This window comes from Aurantimonas endophytica (assembly GCF_014196845.1).
In the GTDB taxonomy this organism is placed as follows: domain Bacteria; phylum Pseudomonadota; class Alphaproteobacteria; order Rhizobiales; family Rhizobiaceae; genus Aurantimonas; species Aurantimonas endophytica.
In genome coordinates this window covers 523,383-542,380 of sequence record NZ_JACIEM010000004.1, presented here as the reverse complement: position 1 = coordinate 542,380, position 18,998 = coordinate 523,383, and the positions used below count along the sequence as shown (strand labels likewise).

The window sequence follows — 18,998 nt, the reverse complement described above, 5'->3', positions numbered from 1 at the left end:
TAATCGATTACAGAGACCGTCGACGGTCCTTTGGGGAGGATGGCATGAAAGCACTCATTGCACTCGCTCTGGCAGGCTCGTCCCTGTCGCTGGCATCGATTCCGGCATTGCCCCAGGAGCCGGCGAAGGCCGAAGTCATGCACTGGTGGACATCAGGCGGGGAAGCTGCCGCGATCAGGGTCTTCGCCGATGCCTACGCCAATGCTGGTGGTGCCTGGGTCGATAACGCCACGGCCATGGGCGAGAACGCCCGCGCCGCCGCGATCAACCGCATGGTCGGCGGCAATCCGCCGACGGCGGCTCAGTTCAACACCGGCAAGCAGTTCGACGACCTCGTCGACCAGGGCCTGGTGCGGCCGATCGAGGATCTCGCCGCGACCGAGGGGTGGAAGGACGTGATGTCGCCCTTCCTCGTCGAGGCCGCCTCCCGCGACGGGCAGCTCTACGCCCTGCCGATCAACGTGCACGGGCAGAACTGGCTGTTCTACTCCAAGCCGGTGTTCGAGGCGGCTGGACTGTCCGAGCCGCCGGCCTCCTGGGCCGATTTCGTCCCGGCGCTGCAGAAGATCAAGGAAGCCGGCTACATCCCGCTGTCGCTGGGCGGCCAGCCCTGGCAGGAGCGGGTCCTGTTCAACGTCATCCTGCTCGCCGACGGCGGCAAGGACCTCTATCTCAAGGTCTACCAGGACCGCGACCTGGAGGCGATCCAGTCCGACGAATTCCGGGCCATCGTGGAGACCTACGGCCAGCTCCGCGGCCTGGTCGACCCGGGCTCGCCCGGCCGCAACTGGAACGACGCCACCAATCTCGTGCTGACCGGGAAGGCCGGGGCGCAGGTGATGGGCGACTGGGCCAAAGGCGAGTTCATCAATGCCGGCCAGAAGGCCGAGACCGACTTCGGCTGCACGATCGGCCTCGACGACGAGATGCTGATGGTCGGCGGCGACGTCTTCGTGTTCCCGGCGCTGAGTGACGAGGCACAGCTTGCCGCACAGGACCTCCTCGCCAGGACCATGCTGGCGCCCGAGACGCAGGTGGCCTTCAATCTCGCCAAGGGCTCGATGCCGATCCGCACCGACGTCGACACCTCGGCCTTCGATGCCTGCGCCCAGAAGGGCATCGCCCTGCTCAAGGACCCGGACAGCCAGGTCCCTGTCTTCGACATCCTCCTGAGCGCCGGACTCGTCGGCTCGCTGGACGACGTCGTCACGCAGTTCTGGAACAATCCCGCGGCGACGTCCGACGAATTCGTCGAAGGCTTCGTCTCCGCCTTCGAACAGGACAGTTGACGGTCGGCACCTCCCCCGCTTCCGTCGACAGCCGGGCGCGGCTTCCGCCCGCCCGGCATTCCTCCCGCGCCGAGGTTGCCCCATGACGACGCGCCGCTCGCGTCCCCGCATGGCCACGCTAGTGCTCGTTCCGGTCTGGGGCGTGGTGCTCGCGGCCTATGTCGGTACCATGCTCTGGACCGCCCAGATCTCCTTCACCGCCTCGCGGCTCCTGCCGGTGAACGACTATGTCGGCTTCGACCAGTACCGCCGACTCTTCGCCAGCGCCCGCTGGCTGGTCTCGATCCAGAACATCGCGATCTTCGGCTTCCTGTTCATCGTCGGCTGCCTGGTCATCGGCTTCGTGCTCGCCGTCGCCCTGGACCAGAAGATCCGCTTCGAGAACACGCTGCGGACGGTGTTCCTCTACCCGTATGCGATGTCGTTCATCGTCACCGGGCTGATCTGGCAGTGGCTGATGAATCCCGGCCTCGGCATCCAGAAGGCCGTGCAGGACTGGGGCTTCGAGAGCTTCCGCTTCGACTGGGCGGTCGATCGCGAGATGGCGCTCTACGCGGTGGTGCTGGCCGGCCTCTGGCAGGCGTCGGGCCTCGTCATGGCGCTGATGCTGGCCGGGCTGCGCGGCATCGACCAGGAATTGTGGAAGGCGACGCGCATCGACGGCATTCCGGCCTGGCGCGTGTACCTCTCGATCGTGGTGCCGATCCTGCGGCCGATCATCATCACCGCGGTGGTGCTGCTGGCGATCTCAGTGGTCAAATCCTTCGACCTTGTCGTCGCCCTCACCAATGGCGGCCCCGGCATCGCCACCGAGGTGCCGGCGAAGTTCATCATGGACCACCTTTTCACGCGGCAGAATATCGGCCTCGCCACCGCCGCCGCGACGGTGATGATGATCACCGTCGCCGCCGTCCTCGCGCCCTGGCTCTACATGGAATATTTCCGCCGCCAGCGGGTCGGGGGTGCGGCATGAACCGCTCGTTCTCGCCCGCCGAAGCGGTGCCGGACGCTGCGCGTCCGGTCGATGCAGACCTCGGCGTCAACGCCCGCGGCCCCCGTCCGCAATCTGTCGGCATCGGCCGCGTCGGGCTCTACGCCTTCCTCGTCATCGCCGCTTCGTTCTTCCTGCTGCCGGCGGTGGTGATGGTGCTGACCTCGCTCAAGACCATGGACGAGATCCGTCTCGGCTCGATCTTCGCGCTGCCGCTGTCGCTCGACTTCAGCGCCTGGGTGGCGGCGTGGTCCAGCGCCTGCACGGGGCTTTCCTGCGACGGCATCCGCGTCGGCTTCTGGAACTCGGTGAAGATCCTGGTGCCGAGCGTGTTCTTCTCCATCGCTGCCGGGGCGATAGTCGGCTACGCCCTCTCCTTCTGGCGGGTCCGCGGCGCGAACGTCCTCTTCGCGGTGCTGCTCATCGGCGCCTTCATGCCCTACCAGGTGTTCATCTATCCGATGGTGCGGGCGTTCTCGACGATCGGAATCTACAACTCCCTTGCCTGCATCGTCATCATCCATGTCATCTTCGGCCTGCCGATCATGACCCTCCTGTTCCGCAACTTCTACGCGGGCCTGCCGCAGGAGCTGTTCAACGCCGCCCGCGTCGACGGCGCCGGCTTCTGGCGGATCTTCGCGCATGTGATGCTGCCGATGTCGACGCCGATCCTCATCGTCGCGGCGATCCTGCAGATCACCCACATCTGGAACGACTTCATCCTCGGCCTGGTCTTCGCCGGCCGGGAGAACCTGCCGATGACGGTGCAGCTCAACAACGTGGTGAACTCGACCTATGGCGAGCGCGCCTACAACCTCAACATGGCCGCGACCATCCTGACGGCGGCGGTGCCGCTGGTCGTCTATTTCGTGTCGGGCCGCTGGTTCGTCCGCGGGATCGCGGCGGGAGCCGTCAAGGGATGACGTCCATGACCCCCTCCACCCGCTTCGCCACCGAGCCTTCGGTTTCCGTCAGGGATCTGCGGATATCCTTCGGCGCGCATCCCGTCATCGACAGCCTCGATCTCGATATCGGCCGCGGCGAGTTCCTGGTGCTGCTCGGGCCCTCGGGCTGCGGCAAGTCCACCCTCCTCAACGCCATTGCAGGGCTCCTCGACGTCGCCGACGGCGAGATCTGGATCTCCGGCCGCAACGTCACCTGGGCCGAGCCGAAGGACCGCGGCATCGGCATGGTGTTCCAGTCCTACGCGCTCTATCCGCGCATGTCGGTGCGGCAGAATCTCTCCTTCGGCCTTCGCGTGGCGGGCCTGCCGAAGGCCGAGATCGGCGCGCGGGTGGAGAAGGCGGCGGCAATGCTGCAGCTTGAGCCGCTGCTGGAGCGCAAGCCCGCCGAGCTTTCCGGCGGGCAGCGCCAGCGCGTTGCCATCGGCCGGGCGCTGGTGCGCAAGGTCGAGGTCTTCCTGTTCGACGAGCCGCTGTCGAACCTCGATGCCAAGCTGCGCAACGAGCTCAGGATCGAGATCAAGAAGCTGCACCAGCAGCTCGGCAACACCATGGTCTACGTCACCCACGACCAGGTCGAGGCGATGACGCTCGCCGACCGGATCGCGGTGATGCGCGGCGGCGTGGTGCAGCAGATCGCCCCGCCGCAGGAGATCTACCGCCGCCCGGCCAACCGCTTCGTCGCCGGTTTCATCGGCTCACCGGCGATGAACTTCTCCGACGGCGAGCTCGTGGCCGCACCCGGCGGGGGTGCCCTGTCGCTGAAGCTGGAAGGCGAAACGCTCGACGCCTCGCTCTACGATTTCGCCCTACCGCCGAGCGCCGGCCAGCGCGTCGTTCTCGGCGTTCGGCCGGAGCACGTCGCCATCGGGCCGGTGCCGCCCGGACATGTCGCGGCCGGCGGCCGGGTGGAGATCGTCGAGCCGATGGGCGCCGACACGATCCTCTGGACCCGCTTTGCCGGCCAGAGCTTCACCATCAGGACGGGCGGCGAGCAGGCGGTGCGCGTCGGCGAGGATATCGCCTTCAGCTTCGACCTCGCCCGTGCGTCGCTGTTCGACGCCACGACCCAAGACCGTCTCTAGCCGTCACGATCCGAGGACCCTGCGATGACGCCCACCGACCCGATCTCGTTCCAGCTCTACTCGGCCCGAAACTTCCCGCCCGACGCGGCTGTGCTTCCGATGCTCGCCGCCTGCGGCTACACCAATGTCGAGACCTACCGACCGCAATACGAGGATGCCGAGGGCTTCCGCCGGCTGCTCGACGAAAACGGCCTGACCGCCAAGAGCGGGCATTTCGCCCTCGCCATGGCCGAGACCGAGTTCGACCGCGTCGTCGCGGTCGCCCGCACGCTCGGCATCGAGACGGTGGTCATCCCTTACATCGTCCCCGAAGAACGGCCGACGAACCGCGCCGGCTGGGAAGCGGTCGGCGCACGGCTGGCGAAGCTTTCCACCGACTTCGCCGACGAGGCCCTGCGGCTTGCCTGGCACAACCACGATTTCGAATTCGTGGCGCTGCCGGACGGTTCGTATCCGATCGAGCATCTGCTGGCGCCGGGCGTCCTCTGGGAGGCGGACGTCGCCTGGATCGCCCGGGCGGGTGCCGATCCGGAGCCCTGGCTGAAGCGCTATGCCGGGCGGATCGCCGCGGTGCACGTCAAGGACATCGCGCCGGAGGGGGAGAAACTGGACGAGGACGGCTGGGCCGATGTCGGCGACGGCATCGTCGACTGGGCGAAGTTCTGGCCGCTGGCCGCGCGCTCCGGCGCCGCCCTGATGATCGCCGAGCACGACAACCCGTCCGACCTTACGCGCTTCGCCCGCACCAGCGCCGAGCGCATGGGCGCCCTCGCCGCCTCCGGCAACTGAACCGAAAGTATCTCCATGGTCACGCGCATCGGCCTGATCGGCTGCGGCAACATCTCCGACATCTACCTGCTCAACGCCGCCCGCTTCCCCGGTATCGCCTTCTCGGCCTGCGCTGACCTGCGGCCGGCGGCGGCAGCGGCGAAGGCCGAGACCTATGGCATCGAGGCCCGCAGTGTCGATGCGCTGCTGGCCAGCGACGACGTCGACATCGTCCTCAACCTCACGGTGCCGGCCGCGCATGCCGAGGTGTCGCTGGCGGCGCTCGAAAGCGGCAAGCACGTCTATTCGGAAAAGCCGCTGGCAACCTCCGTCGCCGACGGCGAGGCGATCCTCGCGGCGGCGGCAGCCCGCCAGCTACGCGTGGGCGCGGCGCCGGACACGGTGCTCGGCGCGGCGATCCAGGAGGCGCGCCGCCAGATCGACGCCGGCGTCATCGGCAAACCGCTGGTCGGCGTCGCCTCGGTCCTGTCGCACGGCATGGAGAACTGGCACCCGGATCCGACCTTCTTCTTCAAGCCGGGCGGCGGCCCTGTGCTCGACATGGGCCCCTATTACCTCTCGACCCTCGTCAACCTGCTCGGGCCGGTGCACTCGGTGCAGGCGAGCGGCCAGATCGGGTTCGAGAACCGCATCGTCACCACGCCGCACTCGCCGATCCTCGGCCAGGAGATCCGGGTGGAGGTTCTTTCGACGGTCCAGGCGCTGCTGGAGTTCGACAGCGGCGCGCAAGTGACGTTCCTCGCCAGCTGGGACGTCTGGAAGCACGGGCTGCGGCCGCTGGAACTGCACGGCACCGCCGGCTCGCTGCGGGTCCCCGATCCGAACTGGTTCGGCGGCGTGGTCGAAACGGCGGTGGAGCGGGGCGACTGGGCAGCAAGGCCCACCACGGACCGGGTGTTCGGCGCCAGCAACTGGCCGGCTGCCGACCCTGTCCACGCCAATTATCGCGGCGCCGGCATTGCCGAGATGGCCCAGGCGATCGAGCAGGGCCGGCCGCACCGCGCCAATGGCGAGGTGGCGCTGCACGTTCTGGCGGTGATGGCCGGCATTTTGGAAGCCGCAGACAGCGGCGCGCGGGTGACGATCGGGCCGCGCTGCACGCGGCCCGACGCACTCAGCGAAGCGGAGGCGCTGACGTTGACCGGCGGCACGCGCGACGGCCTGGCGGCGCAGCCGAGCCTGCCCTTTGCCGAACAGGACGCATAGGAGCCGCTCCGTCAGAGCTTTCCAGGGCCGCCGGGGACTGCGTCACCGGTTGCCGCCGGCGTCTCGCCGACGCTCCGCGCCGTGTTTCGGGCCAGCGCCGACAGAAGATCTGTCCGGGTCACGATCCCCACGATCCGGTCTTCCGACATGACGGGCACGGCTTCTTCGCCGCCATCGGAGAGAAGCGGCAGCAGCGACGCGACAGGCGTCTCCGGCGTGACCGAAGGCAAGCCCGTTGTCATGACGTCGGCGGCGCGCAGGATATCCGAATTGCGGTCGCGCCGGATGGCGGCCATCGCCGCCCCGAAGCCGGACTTGCTGCGCAGGGCGTCGCGCCGCGCCCGGCGGATCAGGTCGAGCTGAAAGATGACGCCGAGCAGCACGTCGTCTTCAGCCACTACGGGGATCGAACTGAACCCGTGCTTGCGAAACAGGTCCGCGACCTGCGCCGCCCGCGCCCCCGGACCTACCGTGACCAGATCGCGGGACATGATCGCGCCGCAGGTCGCGTCGGCCAGCGCACGACCCGCCGCCGTCTGCTCCGCGGCGGCGATCAGGCGTGCGAGATCCTCGACGCCCAGATTGGCGGACTGGCGATAGTTGGCGAGGATTCCGGCGAGTTCCTCAGCCGTCAGCCCCAGACGCTGCTGCGCCGCCTTGTCGGCGGTCGCGTGCGGACCGTCGGAGTCCGGCTGCCGGAACGGATAGACACGTCCGTTCAGGCGGTGCCACAGGATCGCCAGCAGCACCAATGCAACGGTCCCGAAGAACACCGGCCCCAAGACGAATCGGAAGCCGAGGGTGTCGATCATCGCGGGATTCAGCGCGGCCGTCAGCGCCACGGCCCCGCCCGGCGGATGCAGCGCGCGCGCCAGGTACATGCCGCCGATCGCCAGGCCGACCGCCGCCCCTACGGCCAGCGTGGGATCCCGCGTGACCTGATGGACCGCAAATGCCGCCAGCGCCGAGATGGTGTTGCCGACAATCGCCGACCACGGCTGCGCCAGCGGGCTGTTGGGCAGCGCGAACAGGATCACTGCCGTCGCCCCCATCGGCGCGATCAGATAGGCCCCGCCGGCGAGGCTGGCACCCAGGAGGTGGAGGGCTGCGGCCCCCAGAAGCAGCGCAAGGCCCGCGCCGAATGCCCCGAATGCGGCGTCCCGCAGCCGGGTCGGGCCGATGACCGGCCCGAAGGGCTGCAGCGCCCGGCGCAGCCTGAAAGAGGGCTCGCCGGCGGCGTCCCTGGCCCTGCTGGTCATTCGATGTCGGTCCTCTGAGCTGACGATCGCCCAATTGCCGATCATCTAGCCCAAGGAATGTGCAGACAAAACCGATTATGTGCCTACCGGCTGCGCAGCCCACCCTGCTGCCCGCCTCCTAAGACATTTATCCGCCAGGCGGCACCTGATCGTCAGCATGTCGCGTCTCTCGGAAACCCGGCATCTTCAGCGCGTCAGCAGCCGCTCGTAGTCGGAGACCAGCAGATGAAGCGGCGGCTCGTCCTCCTCGATGGCGGCGAAGCGGCCGATCGGCTCGCGGAAGACGTTGTCGGTCAGATCGTCGTTGACGGTCGACACCTCGCCGATCAGCACGTCCGCACCCTCGCCCCAGAAGGCGTGCCAGACGCCCGGCAGCAGCGTGACGCTCTCCCCCGGATCGAGCGACAGCAGCCCGCCGGCCGGCAGCGTGCGCGAGATGCCGTCGGTCATCACCGAAACTTCCGCCTCCGGGTCGGGATCGCCGCTCGCGTCTGACGTGAACAGCTCCAGGACCAGCTTGCCGCCACCACGATTGATGATGTCCTCCGCCTTCACCACGTGGCGGTGCATCGGCGATAGCTGCTCCTGGCGGCTGATCATGATCTTTTCGGCGTAGAGCATGCCACTGCCGCGCGTGAGATCCTCGGCCCTGCCGTTGCGCACGGTGAACAGGAACAGGCCGAGCTCGTCGAAGCGACCCTGGCCGTAATCGGTGATGTCCCAGCCGAGCCGCGCCTCGACGATGCCGGCCAGTTCGTGCCGCCGCCGCTGCATCTCGTCCGGCGCGAAATAGGCGAAGGGTGGCATGACGTAGCCGAAGGAGCGGATGAAGGCGTCGCCCTCCTGCAAGATTTCGTTGACCCGCGAACGCTTCATGCCCGTCTCTCCACCGCCGCACTTCGGCGACGCCCGCCCGGGCACCGCCGGGCAGGACCATGGCGGGGGCTGGCCGCCTTGTCGAGGCCGTCTGCCTTACAGCGGCGACTGCTGCGCCGGCAGGTCGGACGGCGGGATCACCGGCGTGGTGCCGGGATCGGCATCCGGCGCCGGCGCCTCGATGCCCGTGTCTCCCGTCGTCGGCGGGGTCAGGACGCTCTCGCAATCCTGCAACTGCATCGTCAGGTCGTCCTGCCCGGCGGCGCCCTCGCTCGGGGCGGCGCCGGGCGCGCAGGGATCGTCCTCGAGCGGCATGTCGGGCGCGGTCGATTCCGGCGCGGGGATCTCCGGCGGGGCATCGGGCAACGGCTGGCTCTGGGCCAAGGCAGGGCCCGCGGCAAAGGACAGGCAAACGGCCGCGAGCGGCAGGGAGAATCGGCGAAGGGTCATTGTTGGCTCCTCGGGTATCGTCCGCCGAGGCGGCGAACCATGCGCCGGAAATCCGACGCTCCTTCTCAACCAACGCTCGACCGGGAGCGAAGCTCCCTCGCGCAAGTCAATGATCCGTCATTCATATCCCTCGGCGCGGCAGATGGCAGCGGCGTCGCGCGCGATGACCGCCTCCTCGTCCGTCGGCACGACGAGAACGGTTACGCGGCTGCTGTCGGCGCTGATCCGGCCGTCACCCACGTCGTTGCCAGCCGGGTCAAAGACGACACCCAGAAAGGCGAGCCGCCGGCCGATCGCCGCGCGGATCTCCGGCTGGTGCTCGCCGATCCCGCCGGTGAAGACCAGCCGGTCGAGACCCGCGAGGCTCGTCGCCATCATTGCGATCTGCTGCGCCCCGCGGGTGACGAAGAGGTCCACGGCCTCTCCCGCTTCGGCGCTGTCGTCGCCAAGAAGATCGCGCATGTCGCTCGACCGGCCGGATACCCCGAGAAGGCCGGAGCGGTGATAGAGCATCTCCTCCAGCTGGTCGGCCCCGTAGCCGTGCTCGCGCATCAGGTAGACGAGCACGCCCGGGTCGAGCGTACCGGGGCGCGTGCCCATCAGCAGCCCGTCGAGCACCGAGAACCCCATCGTCGTGTCGACGCTCCGCCCATCCTTCAGGGCACACAGGCTGGCGCCGTTGCCTAGATGGGCGATGACGGTCCTCAGGCCCGGGCTGCCCGGCTCCAGCACTTCCAGCCGGCCTGCGATGAAATCATAGGAGAGGCCGTGAAACCCGTATCGGCGGATCCCTTCCGCTTCCAGCGCCCGCGGCAGGCCGTAGCGCGCGGCGGGGCCCGAGAGGGACCGGTGGAAGGCGGTGTCGAAGGATGCCGTCTGAAGCAGATCGGGGCGGATGGCCGTCAAAGCGCGGATCGGGGCGAGGCAGCGCGGCTGGTGCAACGGCGCGAGCGGCGTCAGCCTGCCGATCGCCGCGATGCGCTCCGGGGTCAGCCGCACCGGGTCGGCGAAGTCGGGCCCGCCATGGACGACGCGGTGGCCGACGGCGAGCAAGCTGCCCGACCCGCGCGCCTCCTCCGCCCAGGCGAGCAAGCGCGCCAGCGCCGGCGCGAGATCGTCCGGCTCGCCGGCGACCGTCTCGTCGAGGCCGGCCGTTCCGTCGGAGCCCATGGCCGACAGATGCCACGCCCCCGCCTCGGCCTTCACCGCGCCGCGTGCGACCGCTTCCGGCATCGTCGCCGCCTCGGAGACCCGATGCAGCCCGAACTTGACGCTGGACGAGCCGGCATTGAGGCTGAGGACCAGATCCGCCATCAGCCGGCCGTCCGGTCGGGGATTGAGCCGTCAGTCGCCGGCATCGGCCGCCGTCGCGTAGGGCCAGCCCCAGTCCTGGATTTCCGGCATGTCGACGCCCTCCGCCTCGACGTAGAGCCGGTGCGCGGCCAGCCGCTTCTCGCAATACCGGATCGCCGCCCGGCCCTCCTCGCCGCCATGGTCCGGCAGACGACGCACTGCCGCGATGGCGAGGTGGAATCGGTCGAGTTCGTTGAGCACCGTCATGTCGAAGGGCGTCGTGGTGGTGCCCTCCTCCTGGTAGCCGTGGACGTGGATATTGTTGTGGTTGGCGCGCCGATAGGTCAGCCGATGGATGAGATACGGATAGCCGTGATAGGCGAAGATCACCGGCCGGTCCGTGGTGAACAGCACGTCGAAATCGGCGTCGTCGATGCCGTGAGGGTGGCGATCCTTCGGCTGCAGCGCCATCAGGTCGACGACGTTGACGAAACGGATGCGCAGCTTCGGCATCTTCCGGCGCAGCAGGTCCACCGCCGCCAGCGCCTCGATCGTCGGCACGTCGCCGGCGGCCGCGATGACCACGTCGGGCGTCTCGCCGTCGGCGACATTGCAGGCGAAGGGCCAGCTGGCGATGCCCGCCTCGCAGTGGCGCTTGGCTTCCTCCATGGTCAGCCATTGCGGCGCCGGCGCCTTGCCGGCGACGATGACGTTCACCCGGTCGTAGGTGCCGAGGCAGTGGTCGGCGACGCAGAGCAGCGTGTTGGCGTCGGGCGGGAAATACAGCCGGACGACGTCCGCCTTCTTGTTGGCAACGAGATCGACGAAGCCCGGATCCTGATGGCTGAAGCCGTTATGGTCCTGCTGCCAGACATGCGACGAGAGGAGATAGTTCAGCGAGGCGATCGGCGCGCGCCATTCGATATCGCGGGTCACCTTCAGCCATTTGGCGTGCTGGTTGAACATCGAGTCAACGATGTGGATGAAGGCTTCGTAGCAGGCGAACATGCCGTGCCGGCCGGTCAGCAGGTAGCCTTCCAGCCAGCCCTGGCAGAGATGCTCGCTGAGGATCTCCATCACGCGGCCCTCGTCGGCGAGATGCACGTCGTAGGGCTCGATCCGCTCCATCCAGGCGCGCTCGGTCACCTCGAACACCGCGTCGAGGCGGTTCGACGACGCTTCGTCCGGGCTGACCAGACGGAAGTTACGCGCATCCTTGTTGCGCACCATCACGTCGCGCAGATAGGCGCCGAGCACCCGCGTCGCCTCGCCGCGCGACCCGCCCGGCGTCGGCACGGCGACGGCATGGGCGTCGACGGACGGCAGGTCGAGTTCGATCCGCAGCCGGCCGCCATTGGCTGCCGGATTGGCCCCCATGCGCCGGTCACCGTCAGGCACCAGCGCCGCCAGGTCGGGCAGCAGGCTGCCGTCCTCGGCGAAGAGTTCCTCCGGCCGGTACGAGCGCAGCCAGTCCTCCAGGATCTGGCGATGGGCCGGATCGCTGTGGACCCCCGAGACCGGGACCTGGTGGGAGCGCCAGAAATTCTCGACCATCTTGCCGTCGACGACGTCCGGCCCGGTCCAGCCCTTGGGCGAACGCAGGACGATCATCGGCCAGCGCGGCCGCTCGTTGTCGCCGCCTTCCCGCGCCGCCGCCTGGATCGCCGCGATCTTGTCGAAGGCCTCGTCGAAGGCCGCCGCCATCAGCCGATGCATCGTCCTCGGATCGTTGCCCTCGACGAAGATCGGCTCGTGGCCGTAGCCGACGAGCAGCGAGCGCAGTTCCTCGGGGGGCATGCGGGCGAGGATCGTCGGGTTGGCGATCTTGTAGCCGTTGAGGTGGAGGATCGGCAGAACCGCGCCGTCGACGCGCGGATTGACGAACTTGTTGGAATGCCAGGAGGCCGCGAGCGCGCCGGTCTCCGCCTCGCCGTCGCCGATGACGCAGGCGGCGATCAGGTCGGGCGAGTCGAACACGGCGCCATAGGCATGCGCCAGCGCGTAGCCGAGTTCGCCGCCCTCGTGGATCGAGCCGGGCGTCTCGGGCGCCGCATGGCTCGGAATGCCACCGGGAAATGAGAACTGGCGGAAGAGCTTGTGCATGCCGGCGGCGTTCTGCGGCACGTCCGGATAGATCTCGCTGTAGGTGCCCTCGAGCCAGGTGTTCGCCACCATGCCGGGGCCGCCATGGCCGGGCCCGCAGATGTAGAGCACCGACAAATCGCGATCGCGGATGATCCGGTTCAGATGGGCGTAGACGAAGTTCAGGCCGGGTGTGGTTCCCCAGTGACCGAGCAGCCGCTTCTTGACGTGCGCGGTTGCGAGGGGCTCGCGCAGCAGCGGGTTGTCGAGAAGGTAGATCTGCCCGACCGAGAGATAGTTCGCGGCGCGCCAGTAGCGGTCGATGAGCTCGAAGTCATGATCGGTCATGGGCGGGAAGTCTCCGTCTCTGGCTTCGAGGCGCGGCGAGATTGCGCTGCCGCCTGTCGTTCCGACGACTATTTCGCGATGCACGCGTCGTCGTTGATCTGGATCAGGCGCCCGACGCATCAACCGACCCCGTCTCCGTCGCTGCGACGAAATGAGCCGCGGCGTTGCGGAACCAGGGATGGCGCCGTCGCTTCCTGTCCTGTCGAGCGCTACACAGAAGTGCGCCATCGGCGTGACAGGCTGGTGAATGTGAGGGGTCGCAGATGCGCGAGATGCAGCAAGGACGTCACCGGCTCCTCCGGCACTCCAGCCAGCAAGTCGTCTTCAACGCTCTGCATCCCATCGTCGCGATACCGGCCAGGAACGAAGCCGAGCGCCTGCCGCGCCTCGTCGCGGCGCTGGCAGCGCAGTCGTGGCTGGCGGATCGACGCCGATCGCTGGACGTCGTCATCGTCCTCAACAATTGCAGCGATATGTCCGCCGATGTCCTGGCGGCCGCGGGACGGCTGCATCCCCAGATTTGCCTGCATGTCCTCGTCGTCGAGTTTCCATCGCTGCAGGCCAATGCCGGCACGGCGCGGCGGCTGGCGCTGGAAACCGCGCGGTCCTGGGCGGCCGATCCGGACCGGACGGTGCTCCTCACGACCGATGCCGACGGCGCGCCGCATCCGGACTGGATCGACGCCAATCTCCGCTCGATCGCCGCCGGTGCCGATCTGGTAGGCGGGCTGATCGTCGGCGACAAGGCGGAGGAAGCGCTGCTGGGCGACGGCTTCCGGCGGCGCGCACAGCGCCATGCGGCCTATGCCGGGCTTTGCGACAGGCTGACGGCGACACTCGACCCCCTGCCCCATGATCCCTGGCCGCGGCATCACGACCATACCGGTGCCAGCCTTGCGGTTCGCGCGGATGTCTACGACGCGGTGGGCGGTCTTCCGGCTCTGCCGCAACGCGAGGACCTCGCATTCGTCTCGCGCGTTCGGGCTGCCGGCTTTCGGCTGCGTCATGATCCGGACGTCGTCGTCACCGTCTCGGCCCGGACCTTCGGGCGGGCCCGCGGCGGCATGGCGGACTGCCTGAAATCCTGGATCGCTGCGGAAGCCGCCTGCAGACCGCATCTCGTCGAGGCGCCGAAGCACGTGCGCCAGCGCGCCCTGCGGCGAAGGCTGCTACGCGGCCTTGCCGAGGCAAAGGGGAAGCTGGAGATTGCCGCACTGGCCGACCAGCTCGCGCTGCGGCCAGCCGATCTGCATGACGATGGCGGCTGGTTGCTCGCGCCGGAAGCCTTGATCGAACGTCATGCGCCGGACGAGCCGGATGCGCCTTCCACCGTGCCGGTCGAAGAGGCCATTGCGGCGGTGGCGCGGCTGATCGACGAAACGACGGTTGCCGCCCATGCGGCATGAAGCACCGATGCATGAGCGCCTCGAGGCGCTGAGCCGGGCCATTGCCGCCGGTGTCGCGGAAGCGGACACGGAGGAAGCGTTTCCGGCCGCCGGCTTTGCCGAGCTCGCCGCCTACGGCGTCGTCGGCGACCCGCCGATCGGCCCCGGCGAAACCGGCTCGCTGCTACGCGTTCTGGCGGCGGTCGGACGCGGCGACCTCAGCACCGGGCGGATCTTCGAGGGCCACGTCAACGCGATGATCCTCGTCGACCAGCACGGCACCGCGTCCCAACGAAGCGAATGGCTGGCCGAGGCCCGCTCGGGCCGGCTGTTCGGCGTCTGGAACACTGACATGCCGGACGCGCCACTTCGGTGGGAAGCCGGCGTCCTTTCTGGCGGCAAGAACTTCGCCTCCGGTGTCGACGGCCTGTCGCGCGCCATCGTCACCGTGCCGGACGAGGCCGGCCGCCTGATGCTGATGGTGCCGCTGGAAGGCCTGCCCGTCGATCGCAGCTGGTGGAAGCCGCTCGGCATGCGCGCCTCCGGCAGCCATCTCGTCGACTTTACCGGGATCGAGCCGGCGCCGGACTGGTTTCTCGGGGCGCCCGGCGTCTATGTCGCCGAGCCCTGGTTCGGCGGCGGGGCGATCCGGTTCGCGGCGGTCCATGTCGGCGGGATGCACGCCGTGTTCGATGTCGCGCTCGAGCATCTCGTGCGCACCGGACGCGCCGAGGACCCTTATCAAGCCCATCGCATCGCTCGAATGGGCATCGCCGTCGAGACCGGCTACGCCTGGCTCGACCGGGCGGCGGAAGCCTGGGACGAAGCGGTGCTCGCCGGTGGCGAAGGCCCGGCGGCAGCGCGGCTCACCGCGACGGCCAACACCACCCGCTCGGCGGTCGAGGCCGCGGCGATGACCGTGCTGGAAGAAGCCGAGCGCGCCGTCGGCGCCGGCGGCTTCATCGCGCCGCACCGGCTCGAACGGCTGGTGCGGGACCTGCGCACCTATCTGCGCCAGCCCAATCCGGACGGGGCGCTCCGCGCCGCGGGTGTCGCAGTGGCCAAAGGCGAATGGCAGCCGGGCCTCGCCGGGCCGGACAAGGGCCGGCCGGCATGATGCTCCTTCGACCGGAAACGGTGACGGCGGAACGCGTCCTGATCGTCGCGCCCCACCCGGACGACGAGACGCTCGGCTGCGGCGGGCTGGCGGCGAGCCTTGCGCGGCTTGGCCGGCAGGTGCACACGCTTTTCGTCACCGATGGCGGTGCCTCGCATCGCAAGTCGATGCAATGGCCGCGCGAGCGGCTTGCCGCGCAACGCGAGACCGAGGCGCACGCCGCACTCGTTGCCCTCGGCCTCGATCCGGCAGCGACAACGTTCCTGCGGCTGCAGGATGCCGCGATGCCGCCGCACGGCTCACCCGCCTGGCGCGCCGCGGCAGCCGCCACTGCCAATCTGGTGGACCGCTTCGATCCGGACCTCGTCCTGCTGCCCTGGCGTCGCGACCCGCATTGCGATCATCGCGACAGCTGGCGGCTGGTGACAGAAGTCCTGGCGCAGCGGCATCCGCGGCCGCCGACGCTGGAATACGCGATCTGGCTCGACGAGCTGGGCGAGGCGGATGACGCGCCACGGCCCGGCGAAATGGATGAGATCGCCTTCGATATCGGCGCAGCCGCCGACGCGAAGCGCCTGGCCGTCGCCGCGCATGTCTCCCAGACCAGCGACCTGATCACCGACGACCCGGAGGGCTTCCGGCTGACGGCGGAGACGATCGAGCGGCTGACCGGCCCCGTCGAGAAGTATCTGCGCCCATGCGACGGGTGATCGACGCAAACGGCTTCGAGGCGAAGTTCGCCGCCGATCCCGACCCCTGGAACTACGCGACCTCCCCGTTCGAGGCGTGGAAGCGGGACGTGCTCCTCAAGGCCTGCGGCGACCGCCACTATGGCCGCGGGCTGGAGCTCGCCTGCGCCAATGGGGAGACGACGCGGCTCCTGGCGCGTATCTGCCGCCGCCTGCTGGCGGTCGACGCCGCGACCACGGCACTGCAAGCCGCCCGCCGCCGCAATGCCGGCAATGCCCGGATCACGTTTCGTCACGCGCTCTTGCCGCGCGACATGCCGTGCGGACCGTTCGACCTGATCGTCGCCTCGGAGATCCTGTATTATCTGAGACCCAACGATCTCGCCCTGCTGCTGCCGAAGCTGCACGCGGCCCTGGCGCCGGGCGGGCGGATCGTCTTCCTGCAACACGTGCTGGACTTCGACGACGCAGCCATTCGGCCGGTCCAGGCTGTGGCGGCGACGGAGCGCTGGTTTGCCGCTGTCGCCCCGCTGCGGGTTGTGCAGCAGACGGCGCGTTTCCGCGTCGCGGCTTTCGAGAAGGTCCGGTAACGACAGGCAATGACCCGGCGAGCAACCTTGATTGACCGAGATCAAGGAACGTCCCGGCTGCTCCTTCATGCTCCCTCCACGTCGCGCCCGGCCGGAGCCGGCCGCACGGTCACGGAGGACGTACCGCATGGTCACTCTGCTTCCCCTCGCTGCCCTGGCGCTGCTCGGCACCCTGGCCCTCGCCGCGATGGCCATGGCGATCGTGCGGCGGCGGCCCCGGCTCGTGCCGATCCCTCACCGGCATCCCTCGCGGGGACGCTGAACCATGGATGCGCAACTGACACCCTTCGCGCTGCAGTCGGTGCCGCGATACACGTCCTATCCGACCGCCGCGGAGTTCACCCCGGCGGTGGGCGCCGAGCAGCACGCCGCCTGGCTGGGCCGGGTCGATCCGGACGAGAGCGTGTCGCTCTATCTCCACGTCCCCTATTGCCGCGACCTCTGCCATTATTGCGGCTGCCACACCAAGGCGACGCACAAGGAGGGCGTGGTCGCCGCCTACCGGGAGAGCCTGGAAGCCGAGATCCGGCTGGTCGCGGGGCACCTGCCCGGACGGCTCAAGGCCGCCCGCATCGCCTGGGGTGGCGGCACGCCGTCGATCCTCGGGGGCGACGGCATTGCCGCGGTCATGGCCGTGCTGGAGGAGGCGTTCGACCTCAGCGCCATCGAAGAGCACGCGATCGAGCTCGACCCGCGCTTCGTCGACGCGGCATTGGCACGGCGGCTCGCCGACCTTGGCGTCACCCGCGTCAGCCTCGGCGTGCAGGATCTCGATCCCCGCGTCCAGCTCGCCATCGGCCGGGTCCAGCCGGAAGCCGTCGTCGCCGCCGCCGTCGGCCATCTGCGCGCCGCGGGGATCGAAGGGCTCAACATCGACCTGATCTATGGCCTGCCGCATCAGACGGAAGTATCGGTGCGGGCAACCTGCCGCCAGATCGCGGCGCTCGGACCCGACCGCGTCGCCTGCTTCGGCTATGCGCACCTGCCGCAGCGCAAGGCCAACCAGCGCCTGATCGACGAGGCCGCCCTGCCGGGCACGCTCGAACGCTTCCGCCAGGCGGCGGCCGTCGCCGAGGTGTTCAGCGGTCGCGGCTACCAGGCGATCGGCCTCGATCACTATGCGCGGCTCTGCGACAAGCTCGCCGTCGCCGCCCGGCAGCGACGCCTGCGCCGCAACTTCCAGGGCTATACCGACGACGATCGTCGCACCCTGATCGGCTTCGGCGCCTCGGCGGTGTCGCAGCTGCCGGACGGCTTCGTCCAGACGACGGCGCCGGTCGGCGACTATCGTCGCTGCATCGCCGAGGGCGTCCTGCCGACCGCCCGCGGCATCGCCGTCGGCCCGGCAACGCGCCAGCGGGCGATCATCATCGAGCGGCTGATGTGCGATTTCCGCGTCGATCTCGACGATGTCGGTGGCATCGGCCGTTATGGCGACATCGCCGCCCGGCTGCAGCCATACGAGGCGGCCGGCCTCGCCACCCTGTCCGGCAGCACGCTTCGCATGACCGCGAAGGGCCGCCCCTTCGTCCGGCTCATCGCCGCCTTGTTCGACGAGGCGCGCAGCGCCGGCGAGACCTCGTTCAGCCGGGCGATCTGAGGGACGGCGGTTCTAAGCCGCTACGGCCACCGTCTCCTCCCGCCAGACGCGCCGGACCGTCTCGACGAAGGCCGCCGTGATGTCGGAGGTACGTCGGCCGCTGGGAGAGAACAGCTCGAAGGTGCAGACATAGCCGATCTCGTCCGGCCGGATCGCCCTGAGTTCACCCGCCGCCACGGCCGCGCGTGCATAGTGATCCGGCAGGAGGCCGATGAAGCGGCCGGAGCGGATCAGGATCATCTGCGGCTCGATCTGGTAGACCGTCGCCTCGATCCGCCAGTCGACCGAGCGCAGCGAATCCTCCTCGCGCCAGTAGCCGCGATGGACGAAGGGCAGCGCGGCGAGCCTCGCGTCCGTCAGCGCATCGTCGGGCGTGTCGAAATCGGGATGCATCCGTCCGCAATAGAGGCTGTGGCGTTCCTCGTAGAGCGCGTCGTATTCGATGCCCTCGACCCGGTCGCGATGGCTGCCGATGGCGCAGTGGTAGAGCCCGTCGGCGACCTTCTGCTGCATGTCCTGCGGCCGTTCCTGGCCGAGCACCAGCCGCACCTGCGGCGCGACGCGGCCGAACTCGGCGATGACGTCGGCAAGGCGGTTGGCGGGATCGGTCCAGATCGCGTCAAGGACGCCGATCCGCAATTCCCCGCGCAGCTCGCCGCGCACGGCGGCGACGTCGGCGGTGAAATCCTGCAGCGCCTTGTCGAGCTGGCGCGAGGCGTCCCAGACCGCCTGGCCCCGCTCCGTCAGGCGAAAGCCGCCTCGGCCGCGATGGCAGAGCGTGAAGCCGAGGCGTTGCTCCAGCGCCGCCATGTGGTTGCTGATCGTCGATGATCCGACATTGAGTTCCGGCTCCGCGGCCGCGAAGCCGCCGTTTCGTACCACCGCGTCGAACACCTGCAGGAGGCGCAGATCACTTCCAGAAACTCGCATGAGGGCGCCCTTCGCATTGAGGATCGTCAAGGTTCGGATTGATAGGCGGTTATTCAA

At 68.9% G+C, this 18,998-nt stretch carries 18 protein-coding genes; 12 read left to right on the top strand and 6 right to left on the bottom strand.

Annotated elements, in window-relative coordinates:
• Positions 1–44: 44 nt before the first annotated feature.
• The 6 genes from GGR03_RS17060 to GGR03_RS17035 all read left to right on the top strand — a co-directional run bounded on the left by GGR03_RS17060 (position 45) and on the right by GGR03_RS17035 (position 6,322).
• Entirely contained in the window at positions 45–1,289 is a 1,245-nt protein-coding gene (locus tag GGR03_RS17060; RefSeq protein WP_183209943.1) for an ABC transporter substrate-binding protein, read from the top strand.
• 82 nt (positions 1,290–1,371) lie between these two features.
• Positions 1,372–2,262 (top strand): carbohydrate ABC transporter permease, encoded by an 891-nt coding sequence (locus GGR03_RS17055; protein WP_183209942.1) that lies wholly within the window; start codon positions 1,372–1,374, stop codon positions 2,260–2,262.
• Positions 2,259–3,203 carry a carbohydrate ABC transporter permease gene (locus GGR03_RS17050; protein WP_183209941.1) on the top strand — a complete coding sequence of 315 codons (945 nt, stop codon included), beginning with the start codon at positions 2,259–2,261 and terminating at the stop codon, positions 3,201–3,203. The genes GGR03_RS17055 and GGR03_RS17050 overlap by 4 nt, the downstream gene beginning before the upstream one ends.
• Positions 3,204–3,208: 5 nt before the next feature.
• Positions 3,209–4,327 (top strand): ABC transporter ATP-binding protein, encoded by a 1,119-nt coding sequence (locus GGR03_RS17045; protein WP_183209940.1) that lies wholly within the window; start codon positions 3,209–3,211, stop codon positions 4,325–4,327.
• A gap of 24 nt (positions 4,328–4,351) precedes the next feature.
• Complete coding sequence (locus GGR03_RS17040; protein ID WP_183209939.1) at positions 4,352–5,116, top strand: sugar phosphate isomerase/epimerase family protein; 765 nt, start codon at positions 4,352–4,354, stop codon at positions 5,114–5,116.
• Positions 5,117–5,131: 15 nt separating this feature from the next.
• Complete coding sequence (locus tag GGR03_RS17035) at positions 5,132–6,322, top strand: Gfo/Idh/MocA family protein (RefSeq protein ID WP_183209938.1); 1,191 nt, start codon at positions 5,132–5,134, stop codon at positions 6,320–6,322.
• 11 nt (positions 6,323–6,333) lie between these two features.
• Here GGR03_RS17035 and GGR03_RS17030 read toward each other — a convergent pair whose 3' ends face one another.
• The 5 genes from GGR03_RS17030 to GGR03_RS17010 all read right to left on the bottom strand — a co-directional run bounded on the left by GGR03_RS17030 (position 6,334) and on the right by GGR03_RS17010 (position 12,630).
• Positions 6,334–7,581, bottom strand: a complete 1,248-nt coding sequence (locus tag GGR03_RS17030) for an HPP family protein (RefSeq protein WP_183209937.1) — start codon at positions 7,579–7,581, stop codon at positions 6,334–6,336.
• A gap of 186 nt (positions 7,582–7,767) precedes the next feature.
• Positions 7,768–8,457 carry a D-lyxose/D-mannose family sugar isomerase gene (locus GGR03_RS17025; RefSeq protein ID WP_183209936.1) on the bottom strand — a complete coding sequence of 230 codons (690 nt, stop codon included), beginning with the start codon at positions 8,455–8,457 and terminating at the stop codon, positions 7,768–7,770.
• Between the two features lie 96 nt (positions 8,458–8,553).
• Positions 8,554–8,907 carry a hypothetical protein gene (locus tag GGR03_RS17020; RefSeq protein ID WP_183209935.1) on the bottom strand — a complete coding sequence of 118 codons (354 nt, stop codon included), beginning with the start codon at positions 8,905–8,907 and terminating at the stop codon, positions 8,554–8,556.
• 117 nt (positions 8,908–9,024) lie between these two features.
• The gene (locus tag GGR03_RS17015) at positions 9,025–10,221 is read right to left on the bottom strand and encodes an acetate/propionate family kinase (protein ID WP_183209934.1); all 1,197 of its coding nucleotides are present in this window, start codon (positions 10,219–10,221) and stop codon (positions 9,025–9,027) included.
• 30 nt (positions 10,222–10,251) lie between these two features.
• Positions 10,252–12,630 (bottom strand): phosphoketolase family protein, encoded by a 2,379-nt coding sequence (locus tag GGR03_RS17010; protein WP_183209933.1) that lies wholly within the window; start codon positions 12,628–12,630, stop codon positions 10,252–10,254.
• A 263-nt stretch (positions 12,631–12,893) separates the two neighbouring features.
• Between GGR03_RS17010 and GGR03_RS17005 the strand changes: the two genes are divergently transcribed.
• The 6 genes from GGR03_RS17005 to hemN all read left to right on the top strand — a co-directional run bounded on the left by GGR03_RS17005 (position 12,894) and on the right by hemN (position 18,011).
• Complete coding sequence (locus GGR03_RS17005) at positions 12,894–14,036, top strand: glycosyltransferase family 2 protein (protein ID WP_183209932.1); 1,143 nt, start codon at positions 12,894–12,896, stop codon at positions 14,034–14,036.
• A gap of 7 nt (positions 14,037–14,043) precedes the next feature.
• The gene (locus GGR03_RS17000) at positions 14,044–15,132 is read left to right on the top strand and encodes an acyl-CoA dehydrogenase family protein (protein WP_183209931.1); all 1,089 of its coding nucleotides are present in this window, start codon (positions 14,044–14,046) and stop codon (positions 15,130–15,132) included.
• Complete coding sequence (locus GGR03_RS16995) at positions 15,129–15,842, top strand: PIG-L deacetylase family protein (RefSeq protein ID WP_183209930.1); 714 nt, start codon at positions 15,129–15,131, stop codon at positions 15,840–15,842. The genes GGR03_RS17000 and GGR03_RS16995 overlap by 4 nt, the downstream gene beginning before the upstream one ends.
• A complete protein-coding gene (locus GGR03_RS16990; protein WP_183209929.1) occupies positions 15,830–16,411 on the top strand; it encodes a class I SAM-dependent DNA methyltransferase in 582 nt (193 codons plus the stop codon). The genes GGR03_RS16995 and GGR03_RS16990 overlap by 13 nt, the downstream gene beginning before the upstream one ends.
• Before the next feature lie 127 nt (positions 16,412–16,538).
• Positions 16,539–16,673: a hypothetical protein gene (locus GGR03_RS24650; RefSeq protein WP_281379042.1), complete on the top strand. Its 135-nt coding sequence runs from the start codon at positions 16,539–16,541 to the stop codon at positions 16,671–16,673.
• A 3-nt stretch (positions 16,674–16,676) separates the two neighbouring features.
• A complete protein-coding gene (gene hemN, locus GGR03_RS16985) occupies positions 16,677–18,011 on the top strand; it encodes an oxygen-independent coproporphyrinogen III oxidase (protein WP_183209928.1) in 1,335 nt (444 codons plus the stop codon).
• 12 nt (positions 18,012–18,023) lie between these two features.
• Here the strand turns inward: hemN and GGR03_RS16980 are convergent, their stop codons facing one another.
• Positions 18,024–18,941: a LysR family transcriptional regulator gene (locus tag GGR03_RS16980; protein WP_183209927.1), complete on the bottom strand. Its 918-nt coding sequence runs from the start codon at positions 18,939–18,941 to the stop codon at positions 18,024–18,026.
• Between the last annotated feature and the right edge of the window lie 57 nt (positions 18,942–18,998).

What these genes read in the sequence shown, in the direction of transcription:
- GGR03_RS17060 (WP_183209943.1), top strand. Translation starts at nt 45, where the DNA reads ATGAAAGCACTCATTGCACTCGCTCTGGCAGGCTCGTCCCTGTCGCTG.
- GGR03_RS17055 (WP_183209942.1), top strand. Translation starts at nt 1,372, where the DNA reads ATGACGACGCGCCGCTCGCGTCCCCGCATGGCCACGCTAGTGCTCGTT.
- GGR03_RS17050 (WP_183209941.1), top strand. Translation starts at nt 2,259, where the DNA reads ATGAACCGCTCGTTCTCGCCCGCCGAAGCGGTGCCGGACGCTGCGCGT.
- GGR03_RS17045 (WP_183209940.1), top strand. Translation starts at nt 3,209, where the DNA reads ATGACCCCCTCCACCCGCTTCGCCACCGAGCCTTCGGTTTCCGTCAGG.
- GGR03_RS17040 (WP_183209939.1), top strand. Translation starts at nt 4,352, where the DNA reads ATGACGCCCACCGACCCGATCTCGTTCCAGCTCTACTCGGCCCGAAAC.
- GGR03_RS17035 (WP_183209938.1), top strand. Translation starts at nt 5,132, where the DNA reads ATGGTCACGCGCATCGGCCTGATCGGCTGCGGCAACATCTCCGACATC.
- GGR03_RS17030 (WP_183209937.1), bottom strand. Translation starts at nt 7,581, where the DNA reads ATGACCAGCAGGGCCAGGGACGCCGCCGGCGAGCCCTCTTTCAGGCTG.
- GGR03_RS17025 (WP_183209936.1), bottom strand. Translation starts at nt 8,457, where the DNA reads ATGAAGCGTTCGCGGGTCAACGAAATCTTGCAGGAGGGCGACGCCTTC.
- GGR03_RS17020 (WP_183209935.1), bottom strand. Translation starts at nt 8,907, where the DNA reads ATGACCCTTCGCCGATTCTCCCTGCCGCTCGCGGCCGTTTGCCTGTCC.
- GGR03_RS17015 (WP_183209934.1), bottom strand. Translation starts at nt 10,221, where the DNA reads ATGGCGGATCTGGTCCTCAGCCTCAATGCCGGCTCGTCCAGCGTCAAG.
- GGR03_RS17010 (WP_183209933.1), bottom strand. Translation starts at nt 12,630, where the DNA reads ATGACCGATCATGACTTCGAGCTCATCGACCGCTACTGGCGCGCCGCG.
- GGR03_RS17005 (WP_183209932.1), top strand. Translation starts at nt 12,894, where the DNA reads ATGCGCGAGATGCAGCAAGGACGTCACCGGCTCCTCCGGCACTCCAGC.
- GGR03_RS17000 (WP_183209931.1), top strand. Translation starts at nt 14,044, where the DNA reads ATGCATGAGCGCCTCGAGGCGCTGAGCCGGGCCATTGCCGCCGGTGTC.
- GGR03_RS16995 (WP_183209930.1), top strand. Translation starts at nt 15,129, where the DNA reads ATGATGCTCCTTCGACCGGAAACGGTGACGGCGGAACGCGTCCTGATC.
- GGR03_RS16990 (WP_183209929.1), top strand. Translation starts at nt 15,830, where the DNA reads ATGCGACGGGTGATCGACGCAAACGGCTTCGAGGCGAAGTTCGCCGCC.
- GGR03_RS24650 (WP_281379042.1), top strand. Translation starts at nt 16,539, where the DNA reads ATGGTCACTCTGCTTCCCCTCGCTGCCCTGGCGCTGCTCGGCACCCTG.
- hemN (WP_183209928.1), top strand. Translation starts at nt 16,677, where the DNA reads ATGGATGCGCAACTGACACCCTTCGCGCTGCAGTCGGTGCCGCGATAC.
- GGR03_RS16980 (WP_183209927.1), bottom strand. Translation starts at nt 18,941, where the DNA reads ATGCGAGTTTCTGGAAGTGATCTGCGCCTCCTGCAGGTGTTCGACGCG.